The sequence below is a fragment of the Candidatus Avelusimicrobium luingense genome (assembly GCF_902757105.1).
Lineage (GTDB): Bacteria > Elusimicrobiota > Elusimicrobia > Elusimicrobiales > Elusimicrobiaceae > Avelusimicrobium > Avelusimicrobium luingense.
Window position 1 is genome coordinate 15,601 of sequence record NZ_CACVTK010000005.1, and the last position, 26,066, is coordinate 41,666.

The following is a 26,066-nucleotide window of genomic DNA, read 5'->3' on the forward strand; positions in this document are numbered from 1 at the left end:
GAATTGTACTAACAATCATTTACAAAAAAGGAGTTAAAAGTGAAACAGAATAATTTCGGCGGTTTTACGCTCATAGAATTACTTGTCGTTGTGCTGATTATCGGTATTTTGGCCAGCGTTGCTTTGCCGCAATATAAAAAGGCGGTGTGGAGAAGTAAAAATACGCAGTTAAAAGCATTGGTCAGAAGTGTGTGGGAAGCCCAAGAAGAATACCATTTGGCCAATGGGGAATATTCTTCCAGTTTTGAGCCGCTATCGGTAGATTTACCGCTTACGCCTAAAGATACTCCGTTTACGGGTTATGTAACTTGCGGTCCAACCGATACCACCCGGGCTGGTAAAGATTTTGAAATTATTCTCAATTGTAATACAACTGCTTCCGTGTCTACCTTGGGCATGTGGAAAGAAGGGGAATATCGCGGCCGGGGAATCGTTGCGTTTCCTGATGGGAATATGTATTGTATAGAACCCCAAAGCGATACGTCTCATTTCTGTGCCCAGATAGAAAAAACCGCTACCGTTTCTCACACGGGGGGCGGACATAACTACTACCTGTTACCTTAACAGAAAATTTTAGTCAGTAGGTTTTATTATGGAGCGCGTAAAAAATACGCGCTCTCTGTTAACAAGAGAGCGCGTATTTTTTGTGCTATAAGAGAACTTATTTCACTCTGCCGGCGGAACCGAATACGGTTTCGTTCTTTTCGGCATACATCTTAATCAAGGCTTCGCGGGCCGGGCCGAGATATTTGCGCGGGTCAAATTCGGCGGGCTTTTCGGCGAAGATTTTGCGGATGGTGGCGGTCATCACTAAGCGGCCGTCCGAATCCACATTGATTTTGCATACAGCCGATTTGGCGGCTTTGCGTAATTGTTCTTCCGGGATACCGGCGGTGTTATCCAATTTGCCGCCGTATTTGTTGATTTGTTCAACAGCCCATTGCGGTACGGAAGACGAACCGTGCAGTACAATCGGGAAACCGGGCAAGCGTTTGGAAACTTCTTCCAAGATATCAAAGCGCAGTTCCGGTAATTTTTCGCCGGGTTTTACTTTGAATTTGTATGCGCCGTGGCTGGTACCAATGGAAATAGCCAACGAATCTACACCGGTGCGTTTAACGAAATCTTCTACTTGGGCAGGATCCGTATAGGTGTGGTGTTCGGCGGAAACTTCATCTTCAATACCGGCCAAAACGCCGAGTTCGCCTTCTACGGTTACATCATGTTGATGTGCATAGTCCACTACTTTTTTGGTGAGTGCTACGTTTTCTTCGTACGGCAAGTGAGAACCGTCAATCATGACCGAGGAGAAACCATTGTCAATGCAATCTTTGCACAATTCAAAACTATCTCCGTGGTCTAAGTGTAAGCAAAGCGGAACGGGTTTGCCGATTTCTTTCATCATTTCTACGGCACCGCGGGCCATCCAGCGAAGCAAAGTAGCGTTGGCATATTGGCGCGCGCCTTTAGATACTTGCAAGATAACCGGAGAACCGGTTTGCACACAAGCGGTAACGATCGCTTGGAGTTGTTCCATATTGTTGAAGTTATACGCCGGAATGGCATAACCACCGGCCATTGCATCTTTGAACATTTGGCGCGTATTTACGAGGCCAAGTTCTTTGTAAGAAACAGTCATGTATTCCTCCTAAAAATTAAACTTCTTCACTCTTATTCTACAATTTTTTACGGCGGGTGTAACATTTTTTCTGGATTTATGAAGGTGTCAAATTCAATTTAACTTGCAAAAAAAAATGTTTGAGAGTATAATGTAAATACCAAAATTATCAAAAAACGGAGGATTTATGACGGAAAAATTAGATTTTGCTGTGCTTGAAAAACTAACTAATCTGGCGGGCGTTTCCGGCCGCGAAACCCCGGTCCGTGAATATCTTACACAAATTTTAACGCCGTACGCCGACGAAATCCGCACCGATGTTTTAGGTAATTTAATCGTATATAAAAAAGGTACGTCGGACAAAAACCTGCTTTTGTGTGCCCATATGGACGAAGTGGGCCTCATGGTACGCTATGTAGATGATAACGGGTTTTTGTATTTTGTTCCGGTAGGCGGGATTGACCCGCGTACGTTACTTGCTCAACGGGTGCGCGTACAAACTAAAAAAGGCCCGATTTTGGGCGTCATCGGTACGAAACCGGCGCACATCACTACGGAAGCCGACCGCGCCAAAGCCGTTCCTATGAATGACCTTTATATTGATACCGGTTTGCCCGCCGGAAAAGTGCACGAAATCGTAGAACCCGGTGATAGTGCCGTGTTAGACCGCCAATATGAAGAATTTGGCGACGGCCGCATTTGCGCTAAAGCATTAGATGACCGCGCGGGTGTGTTTGTGCTGGCCGAACTGGTGCGTCATGCTAAAAATCCGTTTTATAATATTTATGCTGTATTTACCGTACAAGAAGAAGTGGGACTGCGCGGGGCCACAACCGCAGCCTTTGGCATTGATGCCGACTTGGGTTTTGCGTTAGACTCCACCGGAGCGGCCGATATCCCCGGTTGCAGTGCGCCTAATTACATTGTACGTGTGGGGGGCGGGGTTGGCGTGTCTGTCATTGATGGGCGCACGATTACGCCCGATTGGCTTTTTGAAGGATTAAAACAAATTTGCCGTCAGGAAAAAATTAACTGGCAAGTGCGTTGTGCGCCGCGCGGCGGTAATGACGCGGGCGTGATTCACTTGTCTAAAACGGGTATTCCCGCTTGTGCCTTATCGCTTGCCGCACGCAATATTCACTCGTGCGTAGAAGTATCTGCCAAGGCCGATATTGAAGCAATGTTCCAACTTGTTTCGTATGTGGCACATCACGGGGTAACTCGCTCATAGTGTTTTTATATGAATAAAAAAATGGTACTGGGAAATAAACGCGGCGTTTTTGTGGATGTATCCGATTATAATAACAAAACCGGATATGCCTTGAGCGCACAAGAAATCGCCGCGCTGACAAAATTAGATTTGGCCTATCGTACGTTAGTGGCTCTCTTATATAATTATGTGCCCACTTCGGGCCACCCGGGGGGAAGTATTTCCAGCGGACGGATGGTGGAACACCTTTTATATAAGGAAATGGCCTACGATTTGAAACGCCCCCATATCAATGAAAACGATATTATTTCGTATGCCGCCGGACACAAAGCGCTGGGATTATATGCCATGTGGGCGTTGCGTAACGAGTGTGCGCGTATTGGAAATGCTACGTTGTTGCCGACGAAAAAAGAACAACAATTACGTTTGGAAGATCTGCTCGGGTTTCGTCATAATAGCGTACAAAATACGCCGTTGTTTAATAAGTTTCGCTCCAAACCCCTTGGCGGACATCCCGAGCCGCTCGTGCCGTTTGTCCGCACCAGTACCGGGGCAAGCGGAGTCGGCGACGGCTCTGCTGTCGGCCTTGCCTTGGCCGCGGCTGATGTGTACGGAAAGAAATGCCCCGTAGTACATATTATAGAAGGGGAAGGCGGTTTAACTGCCGGACGCGTTAGCGAAGCGGCGGCAGTGGCGGCTACGGCGCAACTGAAAAACGTGGTATTTCACATTGATTGGAACGAGGCCTCTATTGAAACAAACCGCGTAACTTCCGACGGGGAAAACCCCGGCGAATATGTCCAATGGAATCCGTGTGAGTTTTTCCGTATCCACGATTTTAATGTGATTTACGTGCCTGACGGACATGATTTTAATCAAATTCATCTCGCCCAGCGTTTAGCCGCGGATATGAAAAATAATCAGCCGACGGCGATTATTTACCGCACGGTTAAAGGATGGAAATACGGTATTGAAGGCAAGGCATCCCACGGGGCCGGGCATAAATTTGCCTCTGAAGGATTTTATCAGGCACTTGCCGAATTTGAAAAGACGTTTGGCGTGTCGTTCCCGCGTTTTGAAGGCGATAAAACTCCGGCTAATATAGAAAAGTATTTCTGGGCCAGTTTGCAAACGGTGCGTCAAGCCCTTGAAAAAGAAAAGACAACCGCCAAATACATGGCTAAATTACTGACGGCGCGCGCGTCTGCCCTTACAAAGGCTAAACGTACGGCGCGTAAAAATTTGGGAAATAGTCAGTATCTTTATACTAAATTTTTACCGTCAAAAATTCCGGCGGAATTTGTTTTTGAAGCCGGGAAATCATACACAACACGTGGCGTATTAGGTAATGTGCTTGGGTATCTTAATAAACAAACAAAAGGCACGTTGTTCGTCGGCTCGGCTGACTTATACGGCTCAACGGGTGCGGTGGGAGTAGCAAAAGATTTTCCCGCGGGGAATTTTAATACGCTTACCAATCCGCTTTCTCGCCGAGTGGCGATGGGGGGAATTTGTGAGGACGGTATGGCGGCGGTATGTAGCGGTATTTCGTCGTTTGGTGCGCACACGGCTGTCTGTTCATCTTACGGTGCGTTTGTGGCGTTTGAACATGTAGCCGCACGGTTGCATGCAATCGGTGTGCAAGCGGCGCGCGAAGTGGGTCTTACTCCTAATACGCTTATTTTGTTTAACGGACATGCCAGTTTGCCCACGGGAGAAGACGGCCCCACTCACGCCGACCCGCAATCACTTCAATTATTGCAAGATAATTTCCCGACGGGTTCATGTATTACGGCAACCCCGGTAGAAGTAGATGAAATTTGGCCGCTTGTAACAAAATCTTTATCGTTACATCCGGCAGTATTTGCACCGTTTGTGGCGCGCCCTTCGGCCCAGTTTGTTGACCGCAAGGCATTGGGAATGGATCCTGCGCAACAGGCCGTGAACGGACTGTATTATATGCACCGTGCTAAAGGCAAAGCCGACGGTACGGTTATTGTTCAGGGAGCAGGTGTAGGACGTATTGTTTTACAAGAAGTCTTACCTGCGCTTGCTAAACATAAATTAAATGTAAATATCGTTTATATTACCAGCCGCGAACTGTTTGAAGCGTTACCGGAAAAACAACAAGAAAAACTTTTACCGCTTTCGCTTCGTCAAACGGCTATGGGAATTACCGATTTTACCCGCCCGACATTAGATGCGTGGCTGTTAAGCCAAGCCGGGCGCAAGCATACGCTTTATCCGCATAAAAACGGAAAGTTTTTAGGCAGCGGCAGTGCTGGCAAAGTCTATGAAGAAGCCGGCATGTCCGGTGTGGATATGTTGCGTGCAATTAAGGCGTATGTTCACGATTTGAAAAAAGCCAAACAGTGGCTGTAATTGGGAGGAAATAAAACATGGCAGAAGAAAAACCTTATTTAACCGGACGGACGTATTTGTTCAAACTTCCGAAAGGGAAAGATTTGTTGGAATCTTTGTGTGATTTTTGCCACGACAATCAAGTAAAATGCGGAGTGGTTCACGTAATCGGTTCGGTAGCCAATGCCACTATCGGTTACTACGACCCGGCTAAAAAACGCTACGAAAAACAAACGGTGAATCAGCCGTTGGAACTGCTTAACTTATCGGGCAATATTTCAATTCAAGATAACCGCCCGATGGTGCATGCTCATGTGACATTGTCTGATGAGGAATTTAATGTCATCGGCGGGCACTTGATGTTAGGTACGAAAATTCACGTTTGCGAAGCGTACGTACAAGAAATTGTCGGTGAGCCGAAAGTGCGGCGTACGGACAAAGTAACCAAACTCGCCCTTTGGAACTAATGTAAAGATTATTTATAATCTCTAAAAAGCAAACACGGGCCTAACTAATTGTTGGGCCCGTGTTTTTGCGTTTTTTTGTTTCACGAACTAAAATGAGTTCAAAAAATCATGCAATTTTTTGCCGGATGAGTCTTTTTTGTACGAGAAGCATTTTATCCCTTTCTTGTGTTTCTCGTCGGAACGACGGGAAAAAATCAAAATTATCGTCTAAAATGTGTAAAAGATATCAATTTCGTTTTAGAATGTCAAGTGTATTTTGAAAAAGGGGTTGCAATTTTTTTCGCAAAGAGTTTTAATAATTAGGTAGGGTAGTTAAACTTAAACAGGAGGAAGTACTTAGCATGAAAAAACTACTAAGCTTGTTAGCCTTGGCTGCTTTGTTACCAGTCTCTGCTAACGCTGACGTATTGAAAAATGTAAACCTCAAAGGCGATATTCAAACTATCACCTCTGATGTTAACCACAATATGGTTGTGGCTGTCGATCCGATTACCGGTGAAAATGTAAAAAATTATAACGAAGGCACCAGTGTTCGTGTATTAGCCGGTTTATCCGCTGATTTAGTGGAAGATGTAACCGCTAATTTAATGTTCCAATATGCGAACGTCTGGGGCAATGATGTCTCCACCGGTAAAACCGTAAACCAATATTGGAACGATGTTCGTTTAGTAGAAGCCAATGTGGTACTCCACAATTTATTCTGCTGCTTAGAAGCGACCGTCGGCCGCCAATTCTACGGTGATGAAGACAGTGCTGTAATGTACATTGGTCCGAACCACTACAATGCCGAATTTAACGGTTTAACCAACTCGTTAGATGCTGCTAAAGTGACCTATGGTGATGACGTTAAAGCCTTAACGTTAATCGCCGGTCGCATCAAAATGGTTGATGATGACCTCGTTGATCCTACGATCGTTGTAGACGAAGTTGATGCTACCTTAATCGGTGGTGACTTCAAATTGAACTTGACCGATGCGTTGAAACTTCAAGCCTATGCTTATAACTTCAGCGATATGAAATTCACCGATCATACCGTTTTCCCGGCTCTCGTATACCCGGTAGACGGCAACGGTGGTTTCTATGGTGCTAAACTCGGCTTCGACGGCGAAGCTGTCCGCATGGCTGCCGAATATGCCCGCAACTATGGTTTCCGCAATGGTCTTTTCAAAGAAAACAAAGACACCGGTCACATGGTTAAAGTGGACTTAGCCACTGATATCAAAGCGGTAACTGCCCGCGGTGCTTTCTTGTATGCTAACGAAGGCTTCTGGGCCTTGGGTAACTACACTCCCGGCTTGCTTATCGGTCATCGCTTAGGCGGAGATATCTTTGATTACTCCAACAACGGTGTTGCCATGTTCAACCTCGGTTTTGATGTAAAACCGGCTGACAAATGGACCGTATCTTTGGACGGTTATTCCTTCCAAGATCACCGCATGGATCACTCTTCCACCTGGGAAGGTGACGTAACGGTTAAATATGCCCACAATGAATATGTGGAATTATTCGCCGGTGCCGGTTATGCCAAATACACTTCTTGGGATGGTACTGACTACAACAGAGACAACTATAACAAGGACAATGTAAAAGGCCAACTCGGTATGTTAATCAAATTCTAAGTAAATTAGAAATTTGTAAAGCCCCGCTCTTAACGAGCGGGGCTTTTTTATGTCCTATAATATGGCCAATTAAAACGCCCTGTGCGCTTGCACAGGGCGTTTCGGTATAACTATTTAGAAATACAAATCACGCTTGCCTGATTTGATTTTGGACAAATTCTCTTTAATCAGCAGTTGTATCGGAGAATCCGCCGGGAACGCTTCTTTCGCCGTGCTTTCAATCAGCGCATATCCTTTGGCTTTGAGCGGGGCAGGCGCAAAGTCTTCCAAATACTCGGCAAATGTGAACATAGCATTAGGCAAGCAGTGCGTCTTAATTAAGCCCGGTTTTGCCATATCCATAAAATCTTTGCCTACGCGTCCTAACCGGTAACACCCGGTGCAGAAAGACGGCATATGTTTGGCATCTACCACCGCGTCAATCACTTCGGCTAACGAACGGTCATCGGTTAACGTGAATTGGCTGCCATTGTCTTTATCATACGAATAACCGCCCGGGTTCACACGGGATGCCGCGGAAATTTGCGATACGCCGAGTTCCAAACAGGCATTACGCATGGCAGGGCTTTCGCGCGTGCTTAAAATAATACCTGTATAAGGAACAGCCAAGCGTAGTACGGCTACGCATTTCTTGAAATCGTCATCGGATAATACGTCGTTGGGGTGCTGGCTGAAATCACTCCCTTCCGCCGGTTCAATGCGCGGAATGGAAATAGTGTGCGGCCCAATGCCGTATTTTTGATCCAAATACCACGAGTGTTCCAACGTGGCTAAAATCTCGTATTTGTGGTCGTATAAGCCAAGCAGCGGCCCAATGCCCACATCATTGATCCCTGCTTCCAAGGCGCGGTCCATAGCGTCTAAACGGAATTGATAATCTTTTTTGGCTCCCGCAATATGCAACTTTTCATACGTTTCTTTGTGATACGTTTCTTGAAAAAGTTGATAGGTACCGATATTGCACTTTTTGAGTTCTTCAAATTCGGGTTCTGTCAGCGGTGCGATATTAACGTTAACGCGGCGGATATTTTGTCCGTTCCAGCGTGTGTCGTAAATCGTTTTAATGCTGTCATACACATATTGTAAGCCGCCGCCGGGGTATGCTTCTCCGGCCACCATTAAAATACGTTTATGGCCTTGTTGTAACAGGGCGGTAACTTCTTGTTTGATTTCATCTTGTGTGCTGGCATGACGTTTTAACTTCGTGTTAGAACGGCGAAACGCGCAGTACACACACTCGTTGGAGCATAAGTTGGAAATATAAAGCGGAGCAAATAATACAATACGATTTCCGTAAATGGCTTCTTTGACAAATTTTGCAGTATCGTAAAGTTTATTTAACAATTTGCGGTCGGTTAAGTTAAGTAATACGGCCGCCTCCGTCAGCGATATTCCGTGTAGGGCTTTCGCTTTATCTAAAATAGCCGTCACGTCGGAATCGGTATGCGATTTGGCATCTTCCAACGTTCGTTGTAGTTTTTCATCATCAATGATCATATATATATGATACCATTTTAGACGCAAAAAAACCCCGGTTTAAGCCGGGGTTTTTTAGATTATTTGGATTATAAACTGGAATCAAAATCAAAATAATCGTACGGTTCCATTTCAAACATCTTCGCAATCAGGTTGAGTGGAATTACCGTCGTAATAATGTTAAATGTGTGTGCCGTAGAATTATATTTCTTTTTGGCCCGTTGAATTTTCTGTTCCGATTGAATAATACTGTCTTTGAGTTTGGAAAAATGTTCATCGTTGGTAAGTTCGGGGTGCTTGCTGGCGGCTTCAAATACCGTTTGGAACGCATGCGTAAGTTTTGCTTCGTGTTCTACCCGTTCTTTTAACGAAAGTTTTTGCGGGTTTGGCATTTTGAACGAACTTAACTGATATGCAAATTCCCGGTCCAATTCTGATAAAGACGCCGCCGATAACGCCAACGACGGAATAAATTCCATGCGGAATTTGAGTTGGTGATCCAACTGTTGCCACGCTTTTTGGGTTTGTTTGCTTAATGAAGCAAATTTAAAATACGCTAAAATAAAGATAAGTACCAAAACGCACATGGCGCCAAATAAAAACCACACTACCATAAGTTTTCTCCTTGTTTGTAGCAAATTGCTTACTCTTTAAGTATATGTTTAACTCCGAGAAAAATCAAGCCTTTTGTAAAAGAAGTATCTTCTAAGCCAAAACTTGTTATAATACTTGTAACGAGGAACCTCTATGACACAACAACGTATTAATATTATGCAAGATACCCCTGTTGTTACTGATACCCAAGAACAACCGAAAATTATTTATGCAACCGTGGCCGAACGGTTCGTGGCACTGCTAATTGATTACGGCATTGTCTTTTTACCTAGCCAATTTATCACTTGGTTGTGGATTAAGTTAGCCAACCCGGAATTGGAATTGTGGCAGGGGGTGGCTATTGTAGCCATTATCAATGGACTATTTGTGTTGTATGAAACTATTTTTTCATGTGGCGATCGTATGACATTAGGCAAGGCATTGGTCGGCATCGCCGTTGTTAAACAAGATTTAAGCGGCTCTGTGTCGTTTGTACGGGCTTTTTTACGGGCGGTAGGTTATTACATTAGTTTCGGATTGTTCGGCTGTGGTTTTTTGTGGGCATTTTTTGATGATAGACACCGCGCGTTGCATGATTTTTTGGGTGGAAGCGTGGTCGTGCAAATTCGTGAAAAAAGCGGCGCGGAAACCTTGGTTTTACGCGGTTTGGGCGTGATATTGTTGTTGCTGTTTGCCGGGACAATCTATTTTCACTCATTCGGTGGGGGGGCTTTGGTAGATAGATGGTATATCCGCCATGCCCGTATGCAACTAAGTCAAATTGCGAAGTTGGAAGAAGCCCACAAAAAAATGTATGGTTATTACACAAATGATTTGTTGCGTTTGGCCCTTTTGTCCGGGGATCCGGTACAATTTCAACGCGATACCCGTAAGATATTGGAACCGAAAGGATTCAAAATCGGAGTGAGTGAAAACAGTTACAAAATCAGCGCGGTGGCTAAAGATAAAAAGCATACACGTGTGGTATTTGAACCGTAAAATTATTTGTCATCAAATAAACACCCCGCTTGCTTAAGCGGGGTGTTTTTATTAAAAACCGCGTTTATTTGATAGACAAATTAGTGATTGCGGTGTTCGTTGGTATGTTGACAATTGACGCAATAGCGCGCAAACGGTAAGGCTTTGATGCGTTTTTTAGGAATAGGTTGACGGCAATATTCACACGTACCGTAAATGCCTTTGTCGATTTTGCGTAAAGCCGCCTCGATTTGCTCAATAGTATTATGGGCATTACCGGAAAGTTCAAAAAGAATTTCTTTATCTAAACTGCGCGAAGCATCGTCAATCGGATCTCCTACTTCTGCTTCAGGCATATCCATGTCTTTTTTATCTTTTAACCGCGCAGCCGCTTCTTCTTTTAATTGTAAAAGATGTTTTTTTATCTCTTTGAGTTCAGTAGCGGTTAAGGCTTCTTTATTAGTTTTTTTAATCGGCATAACTGGTAAAACCCCTTATCAAAAAATGAGGCGTTCGGGCCACAAATTGCCGGACGCTGTTTGATAGTTTAGCAAAGTACGGTAGGTTTTGCAAGCCCTTTTGACTAAAAATAAAAGAGCCCCGCATTTATTCAATGCAGGACTCATTGTACCGACATGTTCATTAGTCGCTCTCTTACCTAAAAAAGTGCAGTCAAGAATTTTGTTCTGCCGCATACCGCCTGAGACGGGGTGCTCCGGCCCATATCCTTAAGGGCTCCCATTATTCGCAAATAACAGGCTTAAGGCTTGTGCACCGAACGCTGCATCCGCGCCGTCCTACTGTATCGCATCTAAACAAAGAACTCTTATTTTCTGCTACGCCCGCAACCTAAACTACGCTCTTCGCGCCTGCCTAGATTACGTTACATAACAGTTTCTCCTTTTCAGACCGATAAGCCATGCCCATCGGCCGACCAAAAGAATTTTTCTGCAACTATCTTCAGGTATAGATAGTATAATGATATTTCGGCGAAAATCAAGGGAAAATTTATAATTGGCAAATTTGCCGGGTTACTACGCCAATAGGCGAAAAATGTTGTGCCGGAAATTTATCCCCGTCTTCTGTTTCCAAAATCAAACCATTTGTTGTTCTTTTGACACGGAATAATAAATATTCTTTTACACCCATTCCAAGCATATACTTACCTGCTTTCCATGAATTGCAAGGCTGAATAAATAATAACCGTTCCCGATCCGTATCGCTTGGCAATACAAATAAAAACCGGGCTTTTTTAGCCTCTGATTGCGGTATTGTCCACCACGCCCGTACTTGCGTATGCCGAAAAAGCGGATAAGAGGTGGGTACTTTGGTAAAAACAGGCAAAGATACCGTTTTTTCTGTCGGTGTTAAAAGGGTTGTGTAAGGCTCTACTGTGTATATATCCGGACCCGGTGAATCACATAATACCCCGGTTTGTGTCGTGGCGGTAAAAGACACGGAAGTATGATTTGGCGTCATAAATAATCGTTGCACATCGGCAATAGTTGAGTTAAATAGTTGGGCCATTTTGGCAATATATCCTTTAGAAGGGCGGCGTTTGCCGGTAGTCCAAAGGGCTACGGTAGCCGTAGTGACTTGTAGGCACTTTGCTAACTTAGCTTGTGCCCCGCGTAAAATGCCATTATTCCATTTTTCCAGTTGTTTTTCAAAGTTATTCATCGTCGGTAAAAAATATATTGAAGCATTTATAAAAAATTGCTTGACAAATGCTAACAATACTTACTATACTAACAATATGAAAAACGGGCCAACTTCTTGTTTTTCATCTTGCCAGCGCATTTGAAAGTTCCTGTCTTGTAGGAAATCTCAAACGGAGAGGTCGGACTCACATGCGACTGCGCCGCTCCCAGCGGCGGGTGTGCTCTGTTGTGCGCAACTGCATAATTCTGCCCTGAACTATGTGGTTTAATTGTAGCAAATAAAAAGTTGGTTGGGTTAGCAAAGTTAACATCCGGTGCCGGCCGGCCTATATTAAAAAGTGCTTCGGAAGCGCGGGTTAACTTTGCTTCCCAGACGTAAAAAACTGAATCTGTTGCCGAAAAATATACTCTTAAATTAACCCTTTTTTTAGTGTTGCATTTGTCGCGCGGACCGTATTTTTATCGCGCGCGGGGGGATGAATGTCTGAAAGATATGCAAAAAAACTGTATTTGGAAAATTTTATTTTTGCGCGTGCTGCCTTTTTGAAAGTACAAGTTAATAGTGCGTATGGAAAATTGTATAGCACCAGTTTGGAACCTTATTTATATGTCAGTATTTTCTTATACAATACGTGTGTCGCGCAGAATCAAAGAGAACAGGATGATTTGGCTGCTATCGCCGATTGGCCGTTTGGTGGCATTAAAAATGGTTGGCTTTTGCCGATGTTAAATAAATTTGACAAAATATCAAAATTTATGCTATAATATATTTATCATTACAAAGCAACTTACTTCGCTTTGTATTTTTTTATCTTCCTTTTTATTTCCTTTTTTATTTCCGGTATTTTCAGGGCCCGTTCGTCGGGTGATTTTGTATGGGAGAAAATTTATGTCCCGTAAAAGAACAACTGCTGATGTTGCAAACAAACCTACACTTCTTCGTTATAAACCGGAATTTTGTGAGCGATTACTTGCCTTTTTTGATGTTCCGGCTTTTCGTGTTACAGAAGTGCAAAAGCGAGACGGCTCCGTCGCTCTGGTGGAAACTGCTGCCGAACTGCCCACTTTTGCTGCCTTTGCCAAACAATTGGGCACGACGTGCGAAGTACTAACTAATTGGGAAAATGCTCACCCCGCTTTTCATGAAGCGGCTCAAAAAGCGCGTGATTTACAAAGTAATATTCTTATTCAAAATAGTTTGCGCGGTAATTATTCTGCCTCGTTTGCCGTATTTACTGCAAAAAATCTGCTCGGTTGGCAAGACGGTAAAGAAACGGCCGCAATTCATACACCTATTACTGTGAGTTGGGAAAACGAATGAAACAAAATCACATTACAATTCCCTATAAACCCCGCCCGGTACAAGCCAAAATTCACGCCGCGTTGGAGACCCACCGTTTTTGCGTGCTTGTTACTCACCGGCAACTGGGCAAAACGGTTTGCGCCGTCAATCATTTGTTAAAAAAAGCACTGCAAAATTCACGTGCGCATGCCCGCTATTTTTATATAGCTCCTTTTTTGAAACAAGCCAAATTGATTGCATGGGATTATCTTAAACGATACTGCGCGCCTTTACCGGATATTACGATTAATGAAACCGAACTGTGCATTAAACTCCCTAACGGCGCGCGGTTATGGGTAGGCGGTGCGGATAACCCCGATGCTTTGCGCGGTACGTATGCCGACGGTGTTGTGCTAGATGAATATGCCCAAATTAAGCCCGGGTTGTTTGCGGAAATTATCCGGCCTATGTTATTATCGCGTGACGGATGGGTGGTTTTTATGGGAACACCTAAAGGGCAAAATGCGTTTTACGAACTTTTTAATCAAGCCCAAAAATTAGCCCAAACCCACCCTACCGTTTGGTGGAGCGGTGTATTTAGGGCCGACGAATCGGGCGTTATTTCTCCGGCGGAACTTGAGCGTATTAAGCAAGAAACGCCTGCTACCATTTTCCGTCAGGAATATCTGTGCGATTTTACGGCAAGTGCGGAAAATATTTTAATTCCCATTGATGCGGTGTTGGCAGCCATGCAGCGGCATTATGCGCCTAGCGAGTTGCGGTTTTCTCCGAAAATTTTAGGGGTTGATCCGGCTCGTTTCGGTGACGATAGAAGTGTTATTTTTCGTCGTCAGGGAGTGCAGGCCTTTGCACCGATCGTGCTGACGCAGGTAGATAATATGACATTAGCGTCTTATGTGGCGCGCGAAATAGAGTCCTTCCGTCCCGACGGAGTTTTTATAGATGCGGGTTGTGGCGGCGGGGTTATTGATCGTTTGCGGCAGTTGGGTTTTTCGGTAACGGAAGTGCCGTTTGGCGGGGTGCCGATTAAAGCCGGACAATATGCCAACAAACGTGCGGAAATGTGGGGGGAAATGGCGGCGTGGATAAAATCGGTAGGCGCATTGCCCGACGTAGCGGAACTGAAAGCCGATTTGTGTCAAACCGCCTACGATTATGATGCGGCGGGGCGACTTCGTTTGGAGCCGAAAGAAAAATTAAAAGCGCGTACCGGAAAAAGCCCCGATTTAGCAGATGCTCTCGCTCTTACTTTTGCGGCGCCTGTGTGTGCGGGAGCGGCACAACGCACAAACGAATTCGCCAAAAGTGAGTACGAAGTTATTTGAACGTAGCATCCTCTGTACGATGAAAGTTTGACATGTTTTTTTGTTAAATTTGATAGAATCAAACCAGGGGGACTCATTATGAAAAATATTAAATCAGATTGTTTAGACGGATTTACACTCATTGAATTATTGGTCGTCGTTCTTATTATCGGTATTTTGGCTGCCGTAGCACTTCCGCAATATCAAAAAGCCGTGCTGAAAAGCCGGTTTGCTACTCTTAAAGACATGACCCGTTCATTAGCCGATGCCCAAGAACGATATTACATGGCCAACGGTAGTTATACGCTAAGTATTGACGACTTGGATATTGATTTTTCCAAAACGCCTTTGAAAGTACAAGACATACAATCCGGAAAAAATAGAATCTATTTTTTTGATTGGGGCTGGTGTAATTTTATTATTGGATTAGATACTGATGATCGGGTGGTTTGTACGTTGGGCGTTCCGGGTAAATACAATGGACAAAGTACGGATTTTCCTAATATCGGTTTTGCTCATGAATTATCAGTTTCTCCCGACAATACATTCGCCGGAAAACAAGTCTGCAAGGCTATGAGCGGAACTAATCTTGTACATCAAATTTGTAAGCAAGAAACCAACCGTTCCGCGCCCAACAGTGCGTATGATTATATCTACTAAAATCAGTTTTACAAAGGACCTACTTGACAAATGATTATAATTTATGCTATAATTATAAAATCTTAGTAGTACTTCCTTTATTTTCCCGCTAAATTGATTTTGTTGTAATAAGTTGTCTGTTTTTTGCGTAAAAAAACCGCCTATTTTCAGGCGGTTGTGTATCAAACTTATCGGCTCGTTTTCTATTCGGGCCAATTTCCAAGTAGCAGTAAGGCTAACCCCGCTATAAATAGTGCCGTTAAAATTAACGTCGTCCACACCGCCGAGCGTTTGCTGTTCTTCGGAAACACTTTGCGTGTGATAATATAGAACCCCGGTACTGCCATCAGTACCGCAAAAATAAAAATCACAATTAATCCTGCCATAATTTTCCTCCTGTTTTCTACATAGTAGTAAATTTTCTTCACTTCTGCTTTCCTTTTACTGATTATGAAAAAGTTACATACCGATTACAAGCGTCAATATGACGCACTCAAAAACGAGCAATCTTCGTGGTTGCCCGTTTGGAAAGAATTGGGGGCGTATCTTGCGCCTACCCGCGGTTTCTTTGACGGGCAATTGCCTAATCAAGGGCGCCGCATTGACCATAAAATGCTACTGGACTCTGCACCGTGTCTTTCGGTAGAAGTCTTGTGTGCGGGGATGATGTCCGGGTTAACAAGTCCGTCAAGAAGTTGGTTTGATTTGTCCCTTGCTCCCGAAGAAATGATGGATTTGCCCGGCGCACGCGAGTGGATATTTGACGTCAAAAAACGGTTGGAAGAAGTGTTTGCCAAAAGCAACGTTTACGGTGTCTTGCACGGATTCTACGAAGAAATTGCGGTTTTTGGTACGGCGGCATTTTTGGTAGAAGAAGATAAAGATAAAGGCATTTATTGCCGTCCGTTTACGATTGGCGAGTATTGCTTGGGAACGGATGAAAAAGGTCGCACGAATCGCTTTGGACGCGAGTTCTTTTTAACGGCCGAGCAACTAATTGAAAAGTTCGGGGCTGAAAATGTACCGGCACAAATCTGCGCACTCCCCGCCGAACAACAAAGTGCTAAATACTACAAAGTATTTCATTTAATTACACCTAACACCCACCATTCGCCGCTCTTGCGCGATCATCACCACATGGCATTTACCAGCGTCTATTTCTTGGAAGACGGTCATATTTTGCGTCGGGGCGGATACAAAGAATTTCCGGTAATTGCCGCCCGTTGGGAAGTGAAAAATGCTTCCGACGTTTATGGTAAAGGCCCGGGGTGGAAGTGTTTGGGTGATGTTAAAATGCTGCAAAAAATGCAGAAAACAAAACTGGTTGCTTTAGATAAAAGTACCAATCCGCCCGTGATGGTTTCCGCCAATGTGCAAGGTGAAGTTAATTTGCTTCCGGGCGGAGTAACCCGCTACAACGGTACGGGGGATGGGGCGGTACGTCCGGCGTATCAAGTGCAACCCGACTTGAACTCATTGGATGCCGCTATTGAGTCGGTGCGTGCCACGATCCGTTCGCAGTTTTTTGCAGATGTCTTTCTTGCGCTTTCTGCGCAAAATTACACGGGTATGACTGCTACCGAAGTGGCCGAGCGTCATCAAGAAAAAATGCTGGTGTTAGGCCCGGTGTTGGAGCGGCTTAAAAACGAACTGTTAGACCCGCTTATTGACCGTGCATTTAATTTGCTTGTGCGGCAAGGATTGCTTCCTACACCGCCGCAAAGCATACAAGGTATGCCGATTAAAGTGGAATATGTATCTATGATTGCACAAGCACAGAAGGCAGCGGGGTTGTCGTCCTTAGTGCAAGGGTTAAATTACGCCGCGAGCGTTGCGGCCGCCCAACCCGAAATTCTAAAGCGCGTAGATTACGAATGTGCGCTGGAAGAAGGGTTAAAAGCACTCGGCGTTGCACCTGCACTGTTAAAAAGCGCCCAAGAAAACACAACCCCGGCGGGGGAGCCGGAAAATCAACCGGTTTCCCCGCAAGCGGCGGATGAAAATAAAATGACGTCCGCGTCCTCTCAGTTTGCGGAAAACTAAAGGGAATAAAAATCCGCACGCGGGCGCGTCCTTATAAGCGTTACGGCCCGGTGCGGTGCGGAAAAATAAACGTCCCGCGAACTTATTTTTCCGTTGGCTTATCACATCGGAAACGGTCTAAAACAGGCGTCTAAAATTAGCGAACGCTGTTTATGTACCGTCGGAGCCGGACTTGTCCGGGCAGGTCGGCTCCTCTATTCTCTTATGAACGAAAAACAACTTAAAAAACGAAATACTGCTGATTTGCAAACCGTTCTAAAAACGGTACAGGGTCGCCGCTTATTGTGGCGTATCTTGCAAGCCGCACGCGTGCACCAACATTCTTTTGTGCCCGGCGACAATGCGGCCACAGCGTTTCATTGCGGGCAACAAAGTATCGGGCTTTTTTTGTTGCGCGAAATTGAGGACGCTTCTCCTTCTGCATACCTGCAAATGCGGGGGGAATATCTTTCCGAAGTTACTTCGGAACAAAACGAAATTAACCGCTTAACACAGGAGTTAACTAATGTCTGAAACTACACCTACTGCGCTTGAAAATACCGATTTAACAAACTCGTCTGCTACGGCGCAAAACGCGCAAACTCCGGGCGAAACTGACAGCACTGCCAGTGCCGACCGGACTACCGAGCAGATGCCGGATACACCGGACCCGTCTATTGTTCCTTCCCGTGAAAATACGCCGTTTCAAGCGGCGGATTACGAAGTGTTTAAGCAATTGGCGCACGAATTAAATTTGTCGTCAGAACAAGTGGAAAAATGGCTCGCATTTGAGAAGAATTGCGTGCAACATTATACGCAACAGACACAAGATAAAAAACGCGAACAAGTTACCGCTTGGGCACAACAAACACGCGCTATGTATGGGGAAAAATTAGACCAAGAAATTGCGTTTGCTTTGCGCGCTGCCAATACGTTCGGCGGCCCGGACTTGCGCGAGCTTTTGGAAGAAACGGGGCTGGGAAATCATCCCGTTGTGATCCGTACGCTCAGCGGGATCGGACGCACCATTAGCGAAGATATTTCGGCAGGCGGTATGCCGTCTGCTCCGCAAGATAAAACCTTCGCTGAAGCGTTGTACGGAAAACGAAATTAAAGGAGATATAAAATGGCAATTATTGCTGATAAACAATATAGTCTAGTTGATTACGCCAAACAATTTGACCCGTCGGGCCAAGAGTTGGCGATTGCGGAAGTGCTTAGCCAATCTAACGATATTATCGGCGACGCACTTGTCTGTGAAAGTTCGCTTGACAGCGGACATGAATATGCTGTTCGCACCGGTATCCCGGAAGGAACTTGGCGTCGTGCGTATCAAGGTATTGAACCGGCCAAAGCCACCACGAAAGTTGTTGTAGAAAGTTATGGCACGTTGTCGGCTTATTCCGTAGTGGATAAATTGGTAGCCGAAAAAGGCGGTCATGTAGAAGCCGTACGTACCGGGCAATCCCGCGCAATTATCGCCGGAATGTCTAACACCATGGCGGCTAACTTGATTTACGGTAACGTAGGCAAAAACCCCGAACGCTTTACCGGTCTTGCCGCGCGTTATTGTGAACTCTCCGGTGCGGAAAGTTCCCGCAACGTTATTGACGGGGGGAGTAGCACTGCCGATAAAAACTCGTCTATTTATTTGGTCGTTTGGGATACCGATAAGGTGTTTACTTTCTTCCCGAAAGGATCTAAAGCCGGTATCCAACGGGTAGATCATGGACTTGTCAATCACGTGGATGCTAACGGAAACGAATATCCTGCCTACAAGGAATATTTTGAGTGGAAACTCGGTCTTGCCGTGCAAGATTGGCGTTTCGCCGGACGTATCTGCAACATTGATACAACCAATGTTCCGTCTGACTTGATTGATAAAATGTGCGATTTGGAAGAACGTATCCAAAGCCTTTCTATGGGCAAACCGGTGTGGTATATGAACCGTACCGTCAAAGCGGCACTTCGCAAACTGGCCAGCAGCCGCACCAACGTCCAATACACGCCGGACCAATTAACGGCTCGTCCACTTATGACGTTTAACGAAATCCCGGTACACATCTGTGATGCGATTACCGACACGGAAGCCATCGTGGCCTAGGAGGAGATTATGTTGTTAGATCAAAATAGCGTATTATCCGATAAACAAGCCGTTACCACTACGGCGGCTTCCACGAATATCGTGGACTTGAAAAGTGCCGGGAATTTTGTCCCCGGCGGGATGTTTGCCGTCTGCCGCGTGGATGTAAATTTCGCTACGTTGACCAGTTTGAAAATTGCGTTGGAAACTGCAGACAATGCGGAATTCTCTAATGCGGTGGAATTAGCATCCGGTTCGTTCTTGGCGGCTGCCTTAACGGCCGACAAACAACTGATGGCGGTAGCCGTTCCGGTGGGCGTCAAACGCTACTTGCGCGCCAAATATACCGTAACAGGTGATGCCGCTACCGCTGGCAAGATTTCGTTCTTCTTGACCGATGCGGTAGATATGCACTAAACGGTGCCTTCTTGCCGCCATGCTCCATAACTTGGCGGTGATCAAAAGACCCCGATTGGTAACTCCCGGGGCCAACCGAAAAAGGGATAGGGACGGGCGGTTTTTCTGTTCCGCCCGCCTCCCAAAAAGCCTTTTTAGGGATATTTGGATAGGGGAAAGTCCTGAAAAAATCCGCCAAGGGGCCAATTTGCTCAAAATAGGGGCAAAATTAGGGATTTCTCTGTGTAAAATGCCCCGGAAAGGGGAGATAATGAAACATTTTCTTGGTTTTTGATTTTCTTAAGGGGATTTTAAAGAAATCTAAAAAAATAACCTAAAAGAATTAGTTTTTGAAACTTTTTGTCGGTTTAAATTAAAAATGTTTTGTATCTTTTTTTATCTTATTTTGTAATCGCAAAAATAACATTAAAAATAAAAATGCTTAAAAAATAAGTAAAAATAAATTCAGCATTAAAATTTTTTTTATAGTAAATAATAAAAAATATATTAAATAATAAATAAAATTAAAATGGAGTATAAAAATGATAACAAAAATACATATTTGTAATTTAGCCTTGGCACAGTTGGGGCAATCCCCGATTTTGTCTTTAGAGCAGGAAAATGAAAAAGCCCGCCGCTTAAATTTGTTTTATGCTCCGGTGCGAGATGAAGTCTTACGCACCCATAATTGGGCATTTGCTGCGGCACAAGAGCCCCTAACGTTGCTGGAACAAGAAGCCGATAATCAGGGGCGGTTTGTGTATAAATATCCGGCAGAGTGCTTGTTTATGCGCCGTGTTTTTGATCAAGGCAATACCCGCTTGCCCTTTGAGGAGTTTTTCCGGACCGATTTACATAGCCGGGTGGTGGTAACGCCATCAGACAAGGCTTATGGGGAGTTTACCCGCCGTATTACGGATGAAAACCTGTTTGATGCGGCGTTTATCAAAAGTTTTTCATTAGCCCTAGCTTGTGATTTGGCGGTATCTTTAACGGCAGATACGCAACTGGCAGCGCAACTCTTGCAAAAATATACGATCAGTTTACAGGAAGCACGTAGGACTAATTCCTCCGAATCGTTTACCATCCGAAACGAAAAAGATGCTTTTAGTGAGGTGCGTTAATTATGTTTACCCGTCATATACAACCTTCTTTTGCCGGCGGAGAAGTCAGCCCGTCTTTGCATGCGCGTGTAGATAGTGCGGCTTATCAAACTTGGCTTAAAAATGCTTGTAATTTTTACGTCCATCCGCAAGGCGGGGCCTCTAACCGGCCCGGTACGGCTTACATGGGAACGGCCAAATATACACAAAAACCGTGCCGTCTGATTCCTTTTGTCGTTGGGGAAAACGAATCGTATGTGTTAGAATTCGGGGAGAAGTATATTCGCGTTTTTACATCGGCAGGACAGGTTCTTAACGATCGTGCCGAACCTTACGAAATCGTTTCGCCGTTCTCGGCACTTGATTTACAAACTCTTTCATATACCCAATACGGACAAAAATTGTTTTTGGCGCATCCCAATTATCCGCCTTATGTCCTTACCCGCGTGGATAACGGACGTTTTTCTTTGAATCAGCAACCCATTACATTTGGGCCGTTTCAGCCGTCTAATACCGACGAAACCCATAAAATGCGTATCGTGGCTACGGAGCAAACGGTGGAAGTAGAAGGGGTGTCGGCCTCATTATCTTTTTCTCCGGTGGTGGATAGTAGGTATTTTGTGTATGGATATTTTCAAAATGAACTCTTTTCGGTAGCGCATGGTTATGGGTTAGATATGGCCCAATTAGTGGGCGATTTTAATGCCCGTTATAATGCGTATGGCCTGACGGCACAAAATTTAGGCGGTGTGATTAAGATTACTTCTCCCCAAGCCACCGGCGGAGATTGGAACGGGGCCGTATTACGTTTGACGTATCGCGATAGTTTCGTCCACGAGCCCAGTATTGTGATTGAGCAGGCCCTTTCCGGCGGTATTAACGACGGCGGAAGCGTCTCTACCGGTGAGACAACTTATATATTGGAGAGCAATTTTGATGCATTTTCTCCATTGGATGTGGGCGGCAAATACAGCCTGACACATACCATAGAAGCCCAAAAACAAACCGGAGCCCTCGGCTATGAAGATACTTCGGCTATTATCAAATCTGCCGGCGATTGGCGGGTACAGACTTCCGGTACATGGACGGGGACGCTGGTGGTGGAAAAATCGGAAGATTTGGGAATCACCTGGCAAGCCGTTCAATATTTGCAACGTGTTAATGAAGAAGGTAATTTAGTTAAATTCGGTACTTTAGAAGATACGGGGCATATTTATTATATACGCGTACGGGCACAAGGTATTACCGGACAAGCGGGGTTTGAAATGTCGTCGGTAACTTTCCGCCAAGAGGGGGTAGTAGTGATTAGTGAATTTGCTACGGCCCGTAAAGTAGCCGTAACGCTGGAACGTCCTTACGGTTCTGCCGATTGGACCACCGATTGGGCAGAAGGCTCATTTAGTGAAAAAAACGGCTATCCGTCATGTGTGTTTTTCTATCAAAACCGTTTGGGCTTGGCCGGAACTTCGCATGAACCGCAAACCCTTTGGTTTTCTAAAACAGGCCATCATGAAGATTTTGGGCATGCTCGCGGGGCTTTAGTGGATAGCGATGGTATCAGTATTAATTTGTCGGGGAAAAAATTAAATGCGATTCACAGTGTGTGTGCCGCCAGGCGATTGTTGGTTTTTACTGCCGGAAGCGAGTGGACGATTTCTTCGTCGGGTGCGCTGACTCCGTATAATATCCAACTGGAGCAACAAAGCGAGCGCGGCTCCAGCCGGGCCGCTGGGGTAATGGTGGGAAACCGGGCCTTATATGTGCAAGCACGCGGCGGGGCCGTACGCGATTTCTATTACGATTATAATTCGGCTGCCTATACCGGAGAAGATTTAACGCTGTGTGCCAAACACTTATTTCACAATAAAACGATTGTGGAAATTGCTCATCAGCAAGAACCGGATAATGTGGTCTGGTGTGTGCTATCCGACGGTATGGTGGCGGCGCTTACTTATGTAGCCGAACAAAATGTCTGTGCGTGGACACATCATCAAACCCAGGGTGCATTTCGCAGTGTATGCGTAATTCCCAACCGTGGTTATGATGAGGTATGGTTTGCCGTAGAGCGTAATGGGAAGTATTTGATAGAAAAATTATTGCCGCGTATGGTCAGCAAAGCACCGCAAGACCAGATTTTTTTAGATGCAAGCGTATCTAAAAAATCAGATGTTACTTTTAATGAAGTGGATGGCCTGTCCCATTTGGAAGGGATGAAAGTTCGTGTGCTTGCCGACGGAAATCCGCTGGAAGAAATGACCGTAACTAACGGTAAAATCCAATTGCCTCGTGCTGTGAATTGTGCGCATGTGGGGCTTGCTTATCAAGCCAAATTGCAAACGTTACCGGTGGTATTTGCACTTGCCAACGGTATCTCTGCCGATCAAAAGAAACGGGTGGTTTCGGTTACATTACAACTGGCCGATAGCCGGGGTGGAAAAATTGCTATAGACGGAGAAACAGGCGAAGAAATTATTCAACGTACCGGTGAGCCGTACAATACGCCGTTGGCTCTGAGGACGGAAAATTATGTATTGCCGCTTTCCGGTATGCATACGTTGGGGCCGTCGGTAATTTTTACTCAAGATGAACCGTTGCCCGTTACGTTACTAGCCATACTTTGCCGTATCGCATAAGCCAACCCATAAAAACGGGCTTGCGCTTATTACACGCAAGCCCGACTGAAACAATCTGTCTGTTAAGGTAATTGCAAACTATCTACTAGGCTTTTTGCTTCTTGAAATGAAATTTCATTTTCACTTAGCGTAGAGGCAAAAACATAAGTAATAACCCCGTCTTTATAGATCGCTTTTAACCATACCGGGAACGGCCCGCGGTTTGTATACATCGTACCGTGTATATAATATCCCGGCATACCGTTTATCGTTTGTGGGCCATATTCTTCTAAGTTGAAACGACGGTCTTGTTGCGAAGTTAAAGCCGCTTCCAATTCGCCAAATGGATTGGTGGTATCTACATTTTGGGTTTGGCGTACGATGGCACTAATGGTGACCGGTTCGGTAATTTTTTTACCGGCGGCGTCTTTTTTGAAAAGATTGGTATTTATCCCTAATTTCGTTTCCACACCGGGAAAAGATATCCACTCCGAATAATCTACGCCTTCGGGCAGTTGTAACGAAAAGTTGTATACGGGATCGGTATAGGCCACGGTTTCATACCGGGGTTGCGGATTGCTTTCAATACGTTGTTGTAACGGACGGAACGGGGAAAGCAATTTACCTACGCCCCAAGCAATCAATCCGGCAACAAGTAAACAGGAAATAAATGTACTGATTCCCGCCAAAATAAGCGGCCATTTATTTTTATGTTTTTTGAATAATAACCATATCAGTTTGAAGAACAGAAAAAATAAACCGTATATGGCGGCCAGTACAAATAACAACAAAATAAGTAATCCAGTCATATATGCTCCTTAGTTATATTTTCTTTTATTATATGTTTTTTTAAGCATATTATAAATTTTATTTTTAGGTTATTTAGGAGGAATCATGCAAGAAATGTTAGCAGGAATCGGGAAAGGGGTAAACACTTTTCTCAAAGAAATAAAAACACAAAAACAAACCGAGTCTGCCTATCGTAATTTGGCTCAACAAGAAGAATATCAAGCCGCTTTGGTAGCGGCACAAGCCCAACAACAAAACGGTTATTTGTTGCAATCGGCTGCGGAAAAAGCGCGAAAAAATTATCGGGATTTTTTCCAAACTCAAGGTACTCAAAATGCCAATTTTGCAGTCGCGGGATTGGATGCATCATCGGCGACGGTGCAATATATTTTGAAAAACAGTCGTTTCCAAGCCTTGTTAGACGAGCAAATCATTGCCGAAGATTTACAAACACAAGTTGCCCAAAATAACGAACAGGCTGTCGCGCAGGTACGTGCGCTGAAACAAGCCGCGTATCAAAACCGCAAAGCCGCTAATTCAGGGGCTACGTCGTGGTCAATCGGTTCGGCTTTATCTAAATTTTTAGGAGGATTTTAGTGTATGCCGCAGGTACCTTTTTTACCACAACAAACGATAGATAAAGAAAAATTTGTTCCTAGCCCGACGGAAATACCCGCTGTATCTGCTGATAAAGAGATTCGGAAACAATTTGAGCAGTCTGTTAAACACGAAATTGCCGCCACGGGGGGAGTAACGGTCTCGTTTTTAGATCAGTTTGCCGCTTCTCATTTTGATAAGACGATGGCAGACGCTCCCGTTGTGGCAGACTATGCGGCCCTTCGTCAGGCGGCCCGGCAAGAAGAAAATCAACGCACTCGCCAACAAGCGCAACAGCAAGCATTGCATGAAGGCGAGTGGATGGTAAAAATAGGGGCTTTATTACCGGACAATGCATCGTTGCATGCTTATTTAGAGACGCAACTGCCTATGCAACAAATGCGATTAGAACAAAGCGGGTTATCTGCGCAAGAAGCCGCCGGACAAACGAATCGTTTTCGTGCCCAGACGGTAGAAAAGCATATCTTGCGTTCGCTATCTGACGATGATTGGCAAACGGCCCAACAGGTTTTAACAGTGCAAGGAGCGTGTTTAGACGATTCTGTCCAAGCCAGATGTGCCCAACAAATCCGTCATACATTTGCCAAACAACAAGCCAAGCAATTATTTCAAGCGGCCTTATCTCAACATGATAATCAGCCGCAACTGGCACAAACGCTTGCTTGCGAACAACTCCAAGAACCCGATGAAGAATTAAAGAAAGATATCCAACGTGAAATTGTTGATTTGGCCCATCAAACACGTCAGCAACAAGCATTAGCGCAGGCTGATTTGTTTGGGCAACTTTCGCAAGTTGATAATGAACAAAAAACACAGTTGCTGGCCCGCCAAACCTTGTTACGAGGGGACGATTTCGCTATTGCCTGTGAAGCCGCCCAGCAACCGGAACAGCCGGCAAGCCCTGCACAACAAGCGTGGTTTGTTAAAAATTATTTTAATTCCACGACGGATATGGAACAAGCCTATGCGAAAGGACTTTGTTCTCCACAAGATTATTTTCATCTTAAATCTGTCCAACAAAAACTGCGCGGTGGGAAAGAAGCGCGTGCCCAACATTGGTTATGCCGGGCCATAGAAACTTGGATGAACAAACAAGGGTTTTCTTCTCAAGATATAACACAAGCCTCTTATCAGGTGTTAGGCGGCTCGTCTGAAGAAGAACAACTACAAATTTGGAAACAATTAAAAACATTATTAACGTATTAGGAGAAAA

General features: G+C 44.9%; 26 protein-coding genes. 19 read left to right on the top strand and 7 right to left on the bottom strand.

What is annotated here, in order from left to right:
* Positions 1–39 precede the first annotated feature (39 nt).
* A complete protein-coding gene (locus ACQY3H_RS05170) occupies positions 40–564 on the top strand; it encodes a type IV pilin protein (protein WP_428075510.1) in 525 nt (174 codons plus the stop codon).
* Positions 565–661: 97 nt separating this feature from the next.
* On the opposite strand, the gene ACQY3H_RS05175 is transcribed toward ACQY3H_RS05170, so the two are convergent.
* Positions 662–1,639 carry a class II fructose-bisphosphate aldolase gene (locus tag ACQY3H_RS05175; protein ID WP_428075511.1) on the bottom strand — a complete coding sequence of 326 codons (978 nt, stop codon included), beginning with the start codon at positions 1,637–1,639 and terminating at the stop codon, positions 662–664.
* 166 nt (positions 1,640–1,805) lie between these two features.
* Between ACQY3H_RS05175 and ACQY3H_RS05180 the strand changes: the two genes are divergently transcribed.
* The 4 genes from ACQY3H_RS05180 to ACQY3H_RS05195 all read left to right on the top strand — a co-directional run bounded on the left by ACQY3H_RS05180 (position 1,806) and on the right by ACQY3H_RS05195 (position 7,275).
* Positions 1,806–2,849, top strand: coding sequence for a M42 family metallopeptidase (locus ACQY3H_RS05180; RefSeq protein WP_428075512.1), 1,044 nt, complete (start codon positions 1,806–1,808; stop codon positions 2,847–2,849).
* A gap of 9 nt (positions 2,850–2,858) precedes the next feature.
* Positions 2,859–5,210, top strand: a complete 2,352-nt coding sequence (locus ACQY3H_RS05185) for a hypothetical protein (protein WP_428075513.1) — start codon at positions 2,859–2,861, stop codon at positions 5,208–5,210.
* Between the two features lie 17 nt (positions 5,211–5,227).
* Positions 5,228–5,656, top strand: a complete 429-nt coding sequence (locus ACQY3H_RS05190) for a PPC domain-containing DNA-binding protein (RefSeq protein ID WP_428075514.1) — start codon at positions 5,228–5,230, stop codon at positions 5,654–5,656.
* A gap of 341 nt (positions 5,657–5,997) precedes the next feature.
* The gene (locus ACQY3H_RS05195; RefSeq protein WP_428075515.1) at positions 5,998–7,275 is read left to right on the top strand and encodes a hypothetical protein; all 1,278 of its coding nucleotides are present in this window, start codon (positions 5,998–6,000) and stop codon (positions 7,273–7,275) included.
* A gap of 114 nt (positions 7,276–7,389) precedes the next feature.
* Here the strand turns inward: ACQY3H_RS05195 and hydG are convergent, their stop codons facing one another.
* Together hydG and ACQY3H_RS05205 are read right to left on the bottom strand one after the other, a co-directional pair.
* A complete protein-coding gene (hydG, locus tag ACQY3H_RS05200) occupies positions 7,390–8,772 on the bottom strand; it encodes a [FeFe] hydrogenase H-cluster radical SAM maturase HydG (RefSeq protein ID WP_428075516.1) in 1,383 nt (460 codons plus the stop codon).
* 68 nt (positions 8,773–8,840) lie between these two features.
* The gene (locus ACQY3H_RS05205; protein WP_428075517.1) at positions 8,841–9,365 is read right to left on the bottom strand and encodes a LemA family protein; all 525 of its coding nucleotides are present in this window, start codon (positions 9,363–9,365) and stop codon (positions 8,841–8,843) included.
* Positions 9,366–9,498: 133 nt separating this feature from the next.
* Here ACQY3H_RS05205 and ACQY3H_RS05210 point away from each other — a divergent pair, with 133 nt between their 5' ends.
* On the top strand, positions 9,499–10,344 hold the full coding sequence (locus tag ACQY3H_RS05210; protein WP_428075518.1) for an RDD family protein: 846 nt from the start codon (positions 9,499–9,501) through the stop codon (positions 10,342–10,344).
* Positions 10,345–10,424: 80 nt separating this feature from the next.
* Here the strand turns inward: ACQY3H_RS05210 and ACQY3H_RS05215 are convergent, their stop codons facing one another.
* The gene (locus tag ACQY3H_RS05215; protein ID WP_428075519.1) at positions 10,425–10,802 is read right to left on the bottom strand and encodes a TraR/DksA family transcriptional regulator; all 378 of its coding nucleotides are present in this window, start codon (positions 10,800–10,802) and stop codon (positions 10,425–10,427) included.
* Positions 10,803–11,331: 529 nt separating this feature from the next.
* Complete coding sequence (locus ACQY3H_RS05220) at positions 11,332–12,003, bottom strand: helix-turn-helix transcriptional regulator (RefSeq protein WP_428075520.1); 672 nt, start codon at positions 12,001–12,003, stop codon at positions 11,332–11,334.
* A gap of 461 nt (positions 12,004–12,464) precedes the next feature.
* Between ACQY3H_RS05220 and ACQY3H_RS05225 the strand changes: the two genes are divergently transcribed.
* From ACQY3H_RS05225 to ACQY3H_RS05240, 4 genes are all read left to right on the top strand, one after another.
* Positions 12,465–12,749 carry a hypothetical protein gene (locus tag ACQY3H_RS05225; protein ID WP_428075521.1) on the top strand — a complete coding sequence of 95 codons (285 nt, stop codon included), beginning with the start codon at positions 12,465–12,467 and terminating at the stop codon, positions 12,747–12,749.
* 124 nt (positions 12,750–12,873) lie between these two features.
* Positions 12,874–13,305 (top strand): hypothetical protein, encoded by a 432-nt coding sequence (locus ACQY3H_RS05230; RefSeq protein ID WP_428075522.1) that lies wholly within the window; start codon positions 12,874–12,876, stop codon positions 13,303–13,305.
* On the top strand, positions 13,302–14,612 hold the full coding sequence (locus ACQY3H_RS05235; protein ID WP_428075523.1) for a terminase large subunit domain-containing protein: 1,311 nt from the start codon (positions 13,302–13,304) through the stop codon (positions 14,610–14,612). Before ACQY3H_RS05230 ends, ACQY3H_RS05235 begins: the two co-directional genes overlap by 4 nt.
* A gap of 78 nt (positions 14,613–14,690) precedes the next feature.
* Positions 14,691–15,251 (top strand): type IV pilin protein, encoded by a 561-nt coding sequence (locus tag ACQY3H_RS05240; RefSeq protein WP_428075524.1) that lies wholly within the window; start codon positions 14,691–14,693, stop codon positions 15,249–15,251.
* A 182-nt stretch (positions 15,252–15,433) separates the two neighbouring features.
* Here ACQY3H_RS05240 and ACQY3H_RS05245 read toward each other — a convergent pair whose 3' ends face one another.
* Positions 15,434–15,616: a hypothetical protein gene (locus tag ACQY3H_RS05245; RefSeq protein WP_428075525.1), complete on the bottom strand. Its 183-nt coding sequence runs from the start codon at positions 15,614–15,616 to the stop codon at positions 15,434–15,436.
* A gap of 64 nt (positions 15,617–15,680) precedes the next feature.
* Between ACQY3H_RS05245 and ACQY3H_RS05250 the strand changes: the two genes are divergently transcribed.
* From ACQY3H_RS05250 to ACQY3H_RS05280, 7 genes are all read left to right on the top strand, one after another.
* Positions 15,681–17,273, top strand: coding sequence for a portal protein (locus tag ACQY3H_RS05250; RefSeq protein ID WP_428075527.1), 1,593 nt, complete (start codon positions 15,681–15,683; stop codon positions 17,271–17,273).
* A 204-nt stretch (positions 17,274–17,477) separates the two neighbouring features.
* Positions 17,478–17,786 carry a hypothetical protein gene (locus tag ACQY3H_RS05255; protein ID WP_428075528.1) on the top strand — a complete coding sequence of 103 codons (309 nt, stop codon included), beginning with the start codon at positions 17,478–17,480 and terminating at the stop codon, positions 17,784–17,786.
* The gene (locus ACQY3H_RS05260; RefSeq protein ID WP_428075529.1) at positions 17,779–18,366 is read left to right on the top strand and encodes a hypothetical protein; all 588 of its coding nucleotides are present in this window, start codon (positions 17,779–17,781) and stop codon (positions 18,364–18,366) included. The genes ACQY3H_RS05255 and ACQY3H_RS05260 overlap by 8 nt, the downstream gene beginning before the upstream one ends.
* A gap of 12 nt (positions 18,367–18,378) precedes the next feature.
* The gene (locus tag ACQY3H_RS05265) at positions 18,379–19,356 is read left to right on the top strand and encodes a major capsid protein (protein ID WP_428075530.1); all 978 of its coding nucleotides are present in this window, start codon (positions 18,379–18,381) and stop codon (positions 19,354–19,356) included.
* A gap of 9 nt (positions 19,357–19,365) precedes the next feature.
* Positions 19,366–19,752 (top strand): Bbp16 family capsid cement protein, encoded by a 387-nt coding sequence (locus ACQY3H_RS05270; protein WP_428075531.1) that lies wholly within the window; start codon positions 19,366–19,368, stop codon positions 19,750–19,752.
* Between the two features lie 521 nt (positions 19,753–20,273).
* Positions 20,274–20,855, top strand: coding sequence for a hypothetical protein (locus ACQY3H_RS05275; RefSeq protein WP_428075532.1), 582 nt, complete (start codon positions 20,274–20,276; stop codon positions 20,853–20,855).
* Positions 20,856–20,857: 2 nt separating this feature from the next.
* Positions 20,858–23,467 (top strand): hypothetical protein, encoded by a 2,610-nt coding sequence (locus tag ACQY3H_RS05280; RefSeq protein WP_428075533.1) that lies wholly within the window; start codon positions 20,858–20,860, stop codon positions 23,465–23,467.
* Positions 23,468–23,529: 62 nt separating this feature from the next.
* Here the strand turns inward: ACQY3H_RS05280 and ACQY3H_RS05285 are convergent, their stop codons facing one another.
* On the bottom strand, positions 23,530–24,255 hold the full coding sequence (locus ACQY3H_RS05285; protein WP_428075534.1) for a phage holin family protein: 726 nt from the start codon (positions 24,253–24,255) through the stop codon (positions 23,530–23,532).
* A gap of 85 nt (positions 24,256–24,340) precedes the next feature.
* Between ACQY3H_RS05285 and ACQY3H_RS05290 the strand changes: the two genes are divergently transcribed.
* The gene (locus ACQY3H_RS05290) at positions 24,341–24,832 is read left to right on the top strand and encodes a hypothetical protein (protein ID WP_428075535.1); all 492 of its coding nucleotides are present in this window, start codon (positions 24,341–24,343) and stop codon (positions 24,830–24,832) included.
* Positions 24,833–24,835: 3 nt separating this feature from the next.
* Positions 24,836–26,059, top strand: coding sequence for a hypothetical protein (locus ACQY3H_RS05295; RefSeq protein ID WP_428075536.1), 1,224 nt, complete (start codon positions 24,836–24,838; stop codon positions 26,057–26,059).
* Positions 26,060–26,066 lie beyond the last annotated feature (7 nt).

Excerpts from the sequence above, each read along its gene's own strand:
- ACQY3H_RS05250 (WP_428075527.1), top strand. The coding sequence starts at position 15,681 with ATGAAAAAGTTACATACCGATTACAAGCGTCAATATGACGCACTCAAA.
- ACQY3H_RS05235 (WP_428075523.1), top strand. The coding sequence starts at position 13,302 with ATGAAACAAAATCACATTACAATTCCCTATAAACCCCGCCCGGTACAA.
- ACQY3H_RS05260 (WP_428075529.1), top strand. The coding sequence starts at position 17,779 with ATGTCTGAAACTACACCTACTGCGCTTGAAAATACCGATTTAACAAAC.
- ACQY3H_RS05290 (WP_428075535.1), top strand. The coding sequence starts at position 24,341 with ATGCAAGAAATGTTAGCAGGAATCGGGAAAGGGGTAAACACTTTTCTC.
- ACQY3H_RS05215 (WP_428075519.1), bottom strand. The coding sequence starts at position 10,802 with ATGCCGATTAAAAAAACTAATAAAGAAGCCTTAACCGCTACTGAACTC.
- ACQY3H_RS05280 (WP_428075533.1), top strand. The coding sequence starts at position 20,858 with ATGTTTACCCGTCATATACAACCTTCTTTTGCCGGCGGAGAAGTCAGC.
- ACQY3H_RS05225 (WP_428075521.1), top strand. The coding sequence starts at position 12,465 with ATGTCTGAAAGATATGCAAAAAAACTGTATTTGGAAAATTTTATTTTT.
- ACQY3H_RS05185 (WP_428075513.1), top strand. The coding sequence starts at position 2,859 with ATGAATAAAAAAATGGTACTGGGAAATAAACGCGGCGTTTTTGTGGAT.
- ACQY3H_RS05255 (WP_428075528.1), top strand. The coding sequence starts at position 17,478 with ATGAACGAAAAACAACTTAAAAAACGAAATACTGCTGATTTGCAAACC.
- ACQY3H_RS05205 (WP_428075517.1), bottom strand. The coding sequence starts at position 9,365 with ATGGTAGTGTGGTTTTTATTTGGCGCCATGTGCGTTTTGGTACTTATC.
- ACQY3H_RS05195 (WP_428075515.1), top strand. The coding sequence starts at position 5,998 with ATGAAAAAACTACTAAGCTTGTTAGCCTTGGCTGCTTTGTTACCAGTC.
- ACQY3H_RS05295 (WP_428075536.1), top strand. The coding sequence starts at position 24,836 with ATGCCGCAGGTACCTTTTTTACCACAACAAACGATAGATAAAGAAAAA.
- ACQY3H_RS05180 (WP_428075512.1), top strand. The coding sequence starts at position 1,806 with ATGACGGAAAAATTAGATTTTGCTGTGCTTGAAAAACTAACTAATCTG.
- ACQY3H_RS05230 (WP_428075522.1), top strand. The coding sequence starts at position 12,874 with ATGTCCCGTAAAAGAACAACTGCTGATGTTGCAAACAAACCTACACTT.
- ACQY3H_RS05210 (WP_428075518.1), top strand. The coding sequence starts at position 9,499 with ATGACACAACAACGTATTAATATTATGCAAGATACCCCTGTTGTTACT.
- ACQY3H_RS05240 (WP_428075524.1), top strand. The coding sequence starts at position 14,691 with ATGAAAAATATTAAATCAGATTGTTTAGACGGATTTACACTCATTGAA.
- ACQY3H_RS05285 (WP_428075534.1), bottom strand. The coding sequence starts at position 24,255 with ATGACTGGATTACTTATTTTGTTGTTATTTGTACTGGCCGCCATATAC.
- ACQY3H_RS05275 (WP_428075532.1), top strand. The coding sequence starts at position 20,274 with ATGATAACAAAAATACATATTTGTAATTTAGCCTTGGCACAGTTGGGG.
- ACQY3H_RS05265 (WP_428075530.1), top strand. The coding sequence starts at position 18,379 with ATGGCAATTATTGCTGATAAACAATATAGTCTAGTTGATTACGCCAAA.
- ACQY3H_RS05190 (WP_428075514.1), top strand. The coding sequence starts at position 5,228 with ATGGCAGAAGAAAAACCTTATTTAACCGGACGGACGTATTTGTTCAAA.
- ACQY3H_RS05175 (WP_428075511.1), bottom strand. The coding sequence starts at position 1,639 with ATGACTGTTTCTTACAAAGAACTTGGCCTCGTAAATACGCGCCAAATG.
- ACQY3H_RS05220 (WP_428075520.1), bottom strand. The coding sequence starts at position 12,003 with ATGAATAACTTTGAAAAACAACTGGAAAAATGGAATAATGGCATTTTA.
- ACQY3H_RS05270 (WP_428075531.1), top strand. The coding sequence starts at position 19,366 with ATGTTGTTAGATCAAAATAGCGTATTATCCGATAAACAAGCCGTTACC.
- ACQY3H_RS05245 (WP_428075525.1), bottom strand. The coding sequence starts at position 15,616 with ATGGCAGGATTAATTGTGATTTTTATTTTTGCGGTACTGATGGCAGTA.
- hydG (WP_428075516.1), bottom strand. The coding sequence starts at position 8,772 with ATGATCATTGATGATGAAAAACTACAACGAACGTTGGAAGATGCCAAA.